General features: G+C 36.7%; 8 protein-coding genes. All 8 read left to right on the top strand.

The features are described 5' to 3' along the window. A partial coding sequence (locus KKH39_05340; protein MBU1203438.1) for a hypothetical protein occupies positions 1-181 on the top strand: 181 nt, incomplete at its 5' end. A 115-nt stretch (positions 182-296) separates the two neighbouring features. Then, positions 297-677: a hypothetical protein gene (locus tag KKH39_05335; GenBank protein ID MBU1203437.1), complete on the top strand. Its 381-nt coding sequence runs from the start codon at positions 297-299 to the stop codon at positions 675-677. Then, positions 665-3352 (top strand): AAA family ATPase, encoded by a 2688-nt coding sequence (locus KKH39_05330; GenBank protein MBU1203436.1) that lies wholly within the window; start codon positions 665-667, stop codon positions 3350-3352. The genes KKH39_05335 and KKH39_05330 overlap by 13 nt, the downstream gene beginning before the upstream one ends. A 116-nt stretch (positions 3353-3468) precedes the next feature. Next, positions 3469-4842, top strand: a complete 1374-nt coding sequence (locus KKH39_05325; GenBank protein ID MBU1203435.1) for a glycine--tRNA ligase — start codon at positions 3469-3471, stop codon at positions 4840-4842. 2 nt (positions 4843-4844) lie between these two features. After that, on the top strand, positions 4845-5888 hold the full coding sequence (locus tag KKH39_05320; protein MBU1203434.1) for a hypothetical protein: 1044 nt from the start codon (positions 4845-4847) through the stop codon (positions 5886-5888). 18 nt (positions 5889-5906) lie between these two features. Continuing rightward, the gene (locus tag KKH39_05315) at positions 5907-7175 is read left to right on the top strand and encodes an insulinase family protein (GenBank protein MBU1203433.1); all 1269 of its coding nucleotides are present in this window, start codon (positions 5907-5909) and stop codon (positions 7173-7175) included. Between the two features lie 80 nt (positions 7176-7255). Beyond that, positions 7256-8275: an AI-2E family transporter gene (locus KKH39_05310; protein ID MBU1203432.1), complete on the top strand. Its 1020-nt coding sequence runs from the start codon at positions 7256-7258 to the stop codon at positions 8273-8275. Next, positions 8275-8931, top strand: a complete 657-nt coding sequence (gene rsmI, locus KKH39_05305) for a 16S rRNA (cytidine(1402)-2'-O)-methyltransferase (GenBank protein ID MBU1203431.1) — start codon at positions 8275-8277, stop codon at positions 8929-8931. The genes KKH39_05310 and rsmI overlap by 1 nt, the downstream gene beginning before the upstream one ends. Position 8932 lies beyond the last annotated feature (1 nt).

Genomic DNA, 8932 nt, shown 5'->3' with positions numbered 1-8932 from the left:
TTCGGCTGTGATAGTAGTTGGTGTGAGTGAAGTTTGTGATTCTCTTTTGATTGATTCTTGTTGGGATAGTAGTTCTAGTCAAAATTTGTATAGCGGATCTTATGTGGGAGGTACTGGTTGCAAGGCACCAAAGACACATTGTAATGCCGCTTGCGATTATTGCTCAGCAGGATGTTTTTAATATTTCTGCTTCAGAAATTAGTTTGGCTTAATATTAAATTGTAAAGATTTTATCCAATCGGTATTTTTTGTCTTCTTTCTTTTTTTTATAAGTAAAAAATGCTATAATTTAGTCAATGACGCAAAACATTATAGTTCAGGCTACCAAATCTCTTGTCATCGATTTAATCGGGGAAATTTTGTATTTTCCTATTTGGTGGTATACCCAAGGGTTAAAAAAGATGGTTTTGTACGTTATTAATTCTATACAAAATACTAATCGTAATTTGGCCTTGACTCTGATGCTCAAGAGCATGTTCAAGCCAATGTTTGGTCAGTATGATAGAGAAGGTAGGATTATAAGCTTTTTTATGAGGCTTATTTTAATTATAGTCCGTTTAATTTTCTTTATTTTACTTTCAATTTTATATTTATCAATTATTATTTTCTGGATATTTTTACCAATAGTGGCTGTCTGGGGGATATTAAGCAACTTTTCTAGTCTATGGAAAGCTTGAAGTTTACAACTTGTCAGATTTGCGACGGTCAAGGCAAAGTGGATGGGCATACCTGTACCACTTGTCTTGGGCATGGCACTTATTATTTTGTAAATAATAATATTTTATATTTTGAAAGGGTAATTAGTCATTCTCATATTTTTGTCAGGGAATTCAAAAAAATATTAAATTTGATAATTAATACCATATTAATAGCCTCTGTTATTACAACTTTGGTAGTTATTTATAATATTTTAAATGTTGTGCAGTTTGATCCCAGAAATCTTTGGGGTTTTCTCAATACTTCAGATGAGTACAATTTATTTTTGTGGATACTGGTAGTATTTGATATGTTTTTGTATTATCGCTTGACTATACCGGGTATTAGAGAAGAGGCCAAGAGAAAAATATTGTCTGATGTTGATCAGCATACTACGCATAATATTGCCGACAATCTGGGACAGGAAACTTCAAATATAATAGATAAAGCTTGGCTTTATGCCAGCTACAAAAAAATATTTCCGCTCACGGTGTGGCATATTTTATTTTCTCTGTTAAATGATAAGGATATTAAATTAGTTTTGGCTCGTTTGGGAGTGGGAGCAGATAGTGTCAAGCAAAGCATAGACGAAAATTTGGAGGCCCTGACAGCCAACAAGTCAAGAGAAAATAAAATTGATCCAGAGGCAGAAAATGTTTTACTCAATGCTTACTTTCACATGCTCGACAGGCAGGCCACCAAGATAGCCGAAGTTGATATTTTGGCTGGCATTATTACATCCAGTCAGGCAGTCAAAAACATGTTTTATGATTTTGATATTGATGAAGAAAAAATAGATAACGTCATTGCCTGGGTAAATATAAACAAAGAACTTATAAATACATATAAGAGATTTCGTAGTCGTTCATTTTTTAAGCCAAAATCTGGAATCAATAGATCATACACCGCAATTGCTACGCCGGTATTAAATAGTTTTTCTTATGATCTGACTATGGCGGCCAAATCAGGTGCTTTGCCTTTGACAGTGGCCAGAGACAAGGAAATCAACGAAGTTATCTCAACTATTGAAAGTAATATTTCCAGTGTGGTATTGGTTGGTCAGCCGGGCATTGGCAAGGGCAAAATAGCCGAGGGGATTGCCAACAGAATGATGGCTGAGGAGATTCCTGAGCTTTTCCAAGACAAAAGATTAGTTTCTCTATCAGTTCCTATGATAGTGTCGGGGGCTGAGGGTACTGGACGCTTGGAAGAAAGATTTTTGTCTATTTTAAATGAAGTGGCTCTTTCAGGAAATATTATTTTATATATTGAAGATATTCATCAATTAGTCGGTATATCATCTCAGGGTACAGAGGGAGTATCATTAGCTGAGGTTTTGTCGTCAGAAATAAGAAAGAAAAATGTGATAGTTATTGCGACGTCAAACAGTAAAGAGTATGTCCAATATATAGAAAGTAGTAGTCTTGGCCAAGAGCTCAAAAAGATAAAGATAGAAGAACCAAATAAAAATCAGACAATCCAAATGATGGAAGCTCATGTAGGTAGTGTAGAAAACAAACACCGAGTTTATTTTACCTACGATGCTCTAGAGAAAATTTATGATTTATCTAGTCGATATATTACTGAGACTGCCCAGCCTAGAAAATCTATAGATCTTATGGATGAAGCTGGCATTTATGTATCCAAGCGTGGTAAAAAAGACAACTTGGTACGGTCAGAAGATATAGAGGAGCTGGTCAGTGATAAGACAGATATACCACTCACAAATGTCAGCGCTCAAGAATCTACCAAGCTTCTTAATTTGGAAGAGGAAATACATAAGCGTATTGTTGGTCAGGATGAGGCAGTCAATCTGGTGGCAGCAGCTTTGCGTCGAGCCAGAGCCGAACTACGCGATCAAAAAAGACCAATTGTAAATTTACTTTTCTTAGGCCCAACTGGTGTTGGTAAAACAGAACTGGCCAAGACAGTCGCTGAGGTTTATTTTGGCAATGAAAACGATATGATTCGTCTGGATATGAGTGAATATCAAGCCCAAAATTCTTTACCAAGACTTATTGGCTCACCGGAAAATGGCACACCGGGCTTATTGACAGAGGCGGTCAGGCACAAGCCATTTGCACTACTACTTTTGGATGAAATAGAAAAGGCTCATCCAGATATCTTAAATATCTTTTTGCAGGTTATGGAAGATGGAAGACTGACGGATGCTCTTGGCAGGACGGTTGATTTTACTAATCTGATAATTGTAGCTACATCTAATGCTGGCACGTCGTATATACAAGATCAGATAAATCAAGGTAAAAATATAGAAGATTTCAAAGATTATCTTATCAAAGAAGAAATTAGAAATATCTTTAGACCAGAGTTTATCAACCGTTTTGACGGGACTGTAGTATTTAAGCCTTTGACTAGAGATGAAATATTTCAGATTGCCGGATTTATGCTCAAAAAAGTTCAAAAACGTCTGGAAGAAAAAGGCATATTTTTTGAAATTACTGTTGCCGCTCAACGTGAATTGGCTGAAGCTGGTTTTGATCCGGTGTTTGGTGCTAGGCCTCTGAGGCGTGTGATACAGGAGCAGGTGGACAATTCTTTGGCTAATTTTTTACTCAACGGTAAACTAGATAGACGTGATATAGTAGTCTATGATGTGGGCGGAAAAATAAGTGTCAAAAAACCAACTGGTTACTAAGATTTTGGCCCGTCGTGTTTGACACGGCGGGTTTTTTTGATAACTTGAATTTTGAGCTTATTTCAGGTATAATTTGTTTATTAAAATATTAAATTCCAGTAATTTTTATGGAAGAAATCAGAATTATTGATAAGGTGGTAAATCTGGCCAAGCGTAGAGGTTTTTTATTTCCATCTTCAGAAATATACGGAGGTTTGAGTGCAGCCTATGACTACGGTCCTTTAGGCGTTGAGTTAAAAAATAATATTAAAAAATTTTGGTGGAAGATGTTTGTCACTTCTCGGGCTGATATGGTAGGGCTTGATGCTTCTATCATCATGCATCCGAAAGTTTGGGAGGCATCTGGTCACGTGGATAATTTTTCGGATCCACTAGTGGATTGCAAAAAATGTCACAAAAGATTCCGTTATGACCATCTCTTGGAAAACAATTCTATAGAGCCTCTTTATGATAAGGCTAAACCAATCAATCCGTCAGAAATAGTCTGTCCAGATTGCGGTGGCGAGCTGACAGAAGTCAGGCAGTTTAATATGATGTTTAAGACTTTTATGGGTCCGGTAGAAGACAGTGCTTCAGCAGTTTATCTGAGGCCGGAAACTGCGGGTGGTATTTTTGTAAATTTCAAAAATGTCACTGAGACTCAAAGAATGAGACTGCCATATGGTATTGCCCAAATTGGTAAGGCCTTTAGAAATGAAATAACCACCGAAAATTTTATTTTCCGTACTCGTGAATTTGAACAAATGGAAGTAGAATATTTTGTCAATCCAAAAAACTGGAAAAAATCTTTTGAAGATTGGTTGAGTGTCATGAGAGAGTGGTGTCAGTTTTTGGGGCTAAAAAAAGAGAACTTGGTGGAGGTAGAAATATCAGAAAAAGATAGAGCTTTTTATTCCAAACGAACAGTTGATTTTGAATACAAATTTCCTTTTGGTCAAAAAGAGCTCTACGGCTTGGCTTATAGGACTGATTATGATTTGACTCAACATCAAAAATTTTCCGGCCAGGATCTTAATTATACTGATCCAATATCTGGAGAAAAATTTATCCCTCATGTGATAGAGCCATCGCTCGGAGTAGACCGTAGCGTCTTGGCAGTTCTTTTGGCGGCTTATACTGAGATAGAGGGCGGTAGGACGACCACCACCGAGTCTAAAAAGGACATGGAGGTAGTTTTGAAATTACCGTACTACTTGGCGCCTATCAAGATAGCAGTCTTGCCGCTTTCCAAAAAAGAACCCTTAACTAAGCTAGCTAGAGAGATTTTGCTTGATCTCAAAAAAGATTTTGTCTGTAGCTATGATGAGACTCAGGCGATTGGTCGCCGTTATCGTCGCCAGGATGAGATAGGCACGCCATATTGTCTGACCGTAGATTTTGACAGTCTGGAAGACAATATGGTGACTGTCCGAGATAGAGATAGTATGAAACAAGATAGAGTGGCTATCTCGGAACTCAAGAATTATTTCAAAGATAAATTAATTATATAAGTATGAAAAAAATTTATTTTTTAGCAATTTTAGGGTTAGTATTTTTAGCCAATACCACCCAAGCTGCTTCATTAGCAGATAGATTGAGAGGCTATATTTTACTCCAAGTCCAGAGTCATGGTGAGGCCTGGTATGTTTTGCCTGACAGTGGAGAAAGAGTCTATATGAAAAATGGTGAGGTAGCCTTTGGGCTAATGAGGGATACGGGCTTAGGTATTAGCAATATTAATTTGGTCAAAGTACCAGTAGGTATAGATTCTATCGCCTTACCCTATGATGGTGATAATGATAATGATGGTTTGTCCAATAAAACTGAAGAATCTTTAGGAACTGATATGAATGATGCAGATAGTGATGATGATGGGTATTTAGATGGTGAGGAAATAAAAAATGGTTATGACCCTATGGGTATGGGTACCTTAAATTATGATTATTCTTTAGCCAATAGATTAAAAGGCAGGATTTTGTTGCAGGTTGAGGATAAGGGCCAAGCTTGGTATGTAAATCCAAGTGATGGAAAACGTTATTATATGAATAGTGGTGACGCAGCTTATCAGATTATGAGATTTTTGTCTTTGGGTATTACCAATGCTGATTTAAATAGTATTAGTGTTCAAGGCGAGGAGCAAAATTATTGGCAAACATATACCAATAATCAATATAATTTTTCTATCGAATATCCAGATGATTGGACAGTTGCAGATGTTGATAGCATAGGGCCTAGTCTGACTGTGGGTTTTAGTCCAAAAGATTTGACGGGAGATTTTCAGTGGGGTATTAATATTTATAATAAAAATGAAAAGACAGTCGAAGAGCTTATTGCTGATGTGGGAGATCAATTTTTAGATAGGCAAGAAAGCAGACAGAATATAGTTATTGGAGGTATTAATGCTATAAAAGCCACAATTACCACTGATCAATATGATAATTGGAATGCAGAATATATTGTATTTGAAAATGGCGCTTATATATTTACTATTAGTAACGGTGCAATACCAGATGACAATTATGAACAGTTTTATAATAGTTTAGTGTTTTTAGATTAATAAAAAGTTTTTTAATATATGTTTAAAAGAATAGTCCGTCGTGATGGATCAGTTATTATATTTTTTCCGCAAAAAGAAACAAAAGCGGTTACTTTTGAGGTTTTATATAAAGTAGGTAGCCGTCTGGAAAATAAGGCTTTAAATGGAGCTTCGCACTTTGTGGAGCATTTGATGTTTAAGGGAACTAATCGTCGTCCAAATACCGCTGATATTTCCAAGGAGTTGGATAATGTTGGAGCTGAGTATAATGCTTTTACTGGTAAGGAATATACAGGGTACTATATTACCGTAGACAGTTCTCATCTTCCTTTGGCAGTTGATATGCTCTCGGATATGCTCCATAATTCCAAATTTGAAAAAATAGAAGTGGATAGAGAGCGTGGTGTGATAGTGGAGGAAATAAACATGTACGAAGATAATCCGCTTTTGTATATCGAAGATGCTTTTGAAGAATTGCTTTTTGAAAATAGTGATTTGGGTCCATCTATTGCCGGGCCGCGAATAAATATCCAAACTGTTTCTAGAGATGCTTTGTACGATTATTATAAAAAACATTATTTTTCTGGTAACGGCGTGATTGCTATTGCCGGCAAGTTCAATGAAAAACGGGCTTTGAAGTTGGTAGACAGACTATTTCCTTTGCAAAAGAAAAAACCGAGAAATAAGTTTGTCAGGGTCAAATTCCCCGTTCAGAAAAAACCGCGAGTAAAACTAGTCAAGCGTTCACTTGAGCAGGTTCAGCTTATGTTGGGCTTTAGGTCAGTAGCCAGTAGTGATAAAAGATTCTTGGCCTCACAGGTTCTGGCCAATATTTTGGGCGGAAATATGAGCTCTAGACTATTTTTAAACATCAGAGAAAGACGAGGACTTTGTTATTCTATTAAATCTTCACTATCAGGCTATCAGGATTCTAGTGCTTTTGTAGTGCAGGCCGGTCTAAACAAAGATAAAATTTATGAAGCGTTAACAGCTATCAAAGAAGAATTGAATATTTTGGTAAAAGATGGTGTCAGTCAGGAAGAGCTCAAAAAAGCTAAAGATAATATGAGGGGTCGTATGATTCTCAAGATGGAAAGTGCTCCGACTTATCTAAATTTCCTTTTAGGTCAGGAAATTATCAACCAACCAATCAAGGATTTGGAAGCCAAGCTAAAAGAATTGGATAAAGTCACTTTAAAGCAGGTCAACGACATGGCTAAAATAATTATTAGCTGGTCACAATCAAATCTGGCCATCATGGGCCCGTTTGAAAATACAAGTAAATTTTTAAATATACTAACAAAATAAGCCTCACACCTTTGAGGTATGAGGTGAAGATAATTAATAAGACCTGCGGCTATAAAGGCGCGGGGTAAGAAAATAAAAATATGTCCAAACAAACTATATCAATTTCCACAGGTACTATTGTCAGGACGATATTTATACTTTTGATAGTTGGTTTCTTGTTTCTGGTCAAAGACGTAATAATTTTATTTTTTGTGGCTGTAATTTTGGCCTCGGCTTTTGATCCACTTATTGATTGGCTGCAAACTAAAAAAATTCCTAGAACCGTCAGTATCATCGGAGTATATATGGTGTTTTTGACTCTAGTCGGTTGGTCACTTTATCTATTAGCTGGACCGATAGTAGAGCAGGTCAAAGAAATTGGTAAGGCTTTTCCGGATTTCTATTCCAAGTTGGCAGACACTATAAATTATTTGAGGAGCGTCGATCAAAGTGTAGCTAGAGAAACAGTCAGCACCAGTTTTGCTGATATTACCAAAAGTCTGACTTCAGCAACTTCGGGAATATTTAGAACTGTTACTTCTATTTTTGGAGGTGTTTTTAGTTTTTTGATGGTCTTGGTAGTTACTTTTTATCTGACAGTAGAAGAAAATGCCATGAAGCGTTTTATCAAAACTATCACACCGTCCAATAATCAGGCTTATATAGATAAGCTGATTACTGATATGCAACATCGGATGGGTTATTGGTTGAGGGGGCAGTTATTTTTGTCTATTATAGTATTTGCCATGGTTTATATTGGATTGTCACTAATGGGTATAAAATATGCTTTAATTTTGGCTTTGGTAGCTGGAATATTTGAGATAGTACCATTTTTGGGTCCATGGATATCAGCCATTCCAGGTGTATTTTTTGCCTTTTCTCAATCCCCTGGCAAAGCAATTGCTGTAGCTATTTTGTATTTCCTGGTTCAGCAGGTAGAAAACAATCTGATTGTGCCAAAAGTGATGGGTAAGACGACGGGTTTGAATCCACTGGTGGTTATTTTGGCAATTTTGACTGGTGCTCGTCTGGGCGGAGTAGTAGGTGCCCTTTTGGCTGTACCAGTTACCTTGGCTTTGACAGTTTATGTTGAAAGTATATTAGATAAAAGAAAAAAATAATGCTTTATATTGTTTCTACACCGATTGGCAATCTAGATGATATCACTATCAGAGCTCTTGATATTTTAAAAAAAGTAGATTTGGTCTTGGCCGAAGATACTCGGGTCAGCAAAAAGCTTTTTGATCGCTATGATATCAAGACAAGGCTAGTTTCTTGGCATCAGCACAGTCAGTTGGCTGATTTTTCCAAGCTCAAAAAATATTTTGAAGATAACAAAGACATTGCTCTGATTACTGATGCTGGTACGCCAGGAATATCAGATCCAGGAGGCAAGCTTATAGAACTAGTATTAGAAAATTTTCCTGACACAAAGATTGTCCCTATCCCAGGCGCTTCAGCTCTGACGGCTTTGGTTTCAGTAGCCGGGATTGCTATGGACAAATTTTTGTTTTTGGGATTTTTGCCTCACAAAAAAGGCAGACAAACTTTGATAGAGGAGATTAAAGCATCAAAGATTCCAGTGGTATTTTTTGAGTCAGTCCATCGTATAGACAAGGCTCTGACTGCCTTGTCAGATTGCGACAAAGATTTGATAGTCGGTCGTGAGCTGACCAAACAATTTGAAACTATTTATCGCGGCAAAGCCAAAGATGTCTTAGAGCAGATCAAAGCCGATAAAGTAAAAGGGGAATTTGTAATTATTGTAAATAAATAAT

The sequence above is a fragment of the Patescibacteria group bacterium genome, from assembly GCA_018819405.1.
Classification (GTDB): domain Bacteria; phylum Patescibacteriota; class Patescibacteriia; order UBA1558; family GWA2-36-10; genus XYD1-37-29.
Note: the sequence above shows the minus strand (reverse complement) of the source record. Positions and strands in the feature narration are given on the sequence as shown.

Coding starts and splice junctions, on each gene's coding strand:
- KKH39_05320 (MBU1203434.1), top strand. CDS start 4,845: ATGAAAAAAATTTATTTTTTAGCAATTTTAGGGTTAGTATTTTTAGCC.
- KKH39_05335 (MBU1203437.1), top strand. CDS start 297: ATGACGCAAAACATTATAGTTCAGGCTACCAAATCTCTTGTCATCGAT.
- KKH39_05310 (MBU1203432.1), top strand. CDS start 7,256: ATGTCCAAACAAACTATATCAATTTCCACAGGTACTATTGTCAGGACG.
- KKH39_05315 (MBU1203433.1), top strand. CDS start 5,907: ATGTTTAAAAGAATAGTCCGTCGTGATGGATCAGTTATTATATTTTTT.
- rsmI (MBU1203431.1), top strand. CDS start 8,275: ATGCTTTATATTGTTTCTACACCGATTGGCAATCTAGATGATATCACT.
- KKH39_05330 (MBU1203436.1), top strand. CDS start 665: ATGGAAAGCTTGAAGTTTACAACTTGTCAGATTTGCGACGGTCAAGGC.